The sequence below is a fragment of the Variovorax sp. 01T439_2 genome (assembly GCF_056398445.1).
Map to the genome: position 1 here is coordinate 1 of NZ_JBFTPJ010001270.1, position 1249 is coordinate 1249.

The 1249-nt window shown below is 60.4% G+C and carries 2 protein-coding genes; both read left to right on the forward strand.

Annotated features, from left to right (window positions below):
* Positions 1–287, forward strand: a 287-nt coding sequence (locus AC1DOC_RS34175) for a CoA transferase (RefSeq protein WP_478131637.1), incomplete at its 5' end; no start/stop codon positions are given.
* 40 nt (positions 288–327) lie between these two features.
* A complete protein-coding gene (locus AC1DOC_RS34180; protein WP_478083238.1) occupies positions 328–1086 on the forward strand; it encodes a citryl-CoA lyase in 759 nt (252 codons plus the stop codon).
* The last annotated feature ends 163 nt before the right edge of the window (positions 1087–1249 follow it).

The following is a 1249-nucleotide window of genomic DNA, read 5'->3' on the forward strand; positions in this document are numbered from 1 at the left end:
ACCATTGGTTGGCTCGCCTTGTCGAGAACGACGTGCCGCATGCACCTGTGCTGACGCTTCCAGAAGTCATGGACGACGTGCAGGTGAAGCACCTGAAGACCTTCGCGGAGGCCGAACACGCCGTGCACGGTCCGCAGAAGATGATTCGCAGGCCGGTTCTTTACGACGGCCAGCGGGAGGACCAACCGTTGCAGCCCGCCCCCGACCTCGGCGAACACTCCGACGAGGTGTTTCGCGCACTCGGCTACGCCGACGAAGTCATCGCGAAGATTCAGTCCGGCGGCTAAAAAGGTGGCGGATGAGACATAGAACTTCAGGAAATCAATCATGACGAAGACACGAATTGGAACCCACCTTAATGACACCGCGCGGCTTCGGATTCGCGGCAAAGACACACTAAGTGAAGTCGTCGGCGAACTGAGCTTTACCGAAGGCTTCTACTTGGTCGTTACTGGCCGAGTGCCGACCGCGACGCAGCGCAAGGTTCTGGACGCGGCATTACTTGTCCTAATGGACCATGGCCTGACGCCCAGCGCACTCGTGGCTCGCATCGTTGCTGACTCTAATCCCGATGACATTCAGATCTCGCTGGCAGCGGGTGCATTGATGGTCGGCAATCGATACGCGGGTACGATGGTGGGCGCAGGCCGGGTGTTGAGCGAAGGCATGTCCTTTGCGGGCGACAAGCGCGAATGGGCGAAGAGTCTCGTCGCCAAGTTTCGTCAATCGAAGCGCCGTGTCCCCGGCTTCGGTCACGCCAACTACAAGAGTGTGGACCCACGTGCGGCGCGGCTGTTCGAGGTGGCTGAAGCGGCCGGCGTGAAGGGCGACTACATCGCCTTGCTGCAGACGTTGAGTGAAGAGATCGATGCCGACGCGGGCAAGCGGATTGTCCTGAACGCGACTGGCGCACTCGGCGCGATCTTGCACGAGATCGACTTCCCTGTGGAGGCAATGCGCGCGGTCGCTGTGGTGAGCCGCTGTGCTGGGCTGGTCGGTCATGTGCTCGAGGAGCGGAGCTCGCCCATTTCTCCAGATATTTTTGCCTTCAGCGAATCGATCGCCTACGAAGAGGGGCCGTATTAAAGGCATTTCCTAGACGGGCGAAGAACGCGCGCTTGCCGTTGACGGGTGGCGTGTGCCTGGGCACCTAGTTCCGCGACTGTACCTCTGAGCCTTGGCGCCGCGCCGACTCGGCGCACCACTCTTTCCGAAGCATCGAATGGATCGAACGACTTTGAGCCTGAAG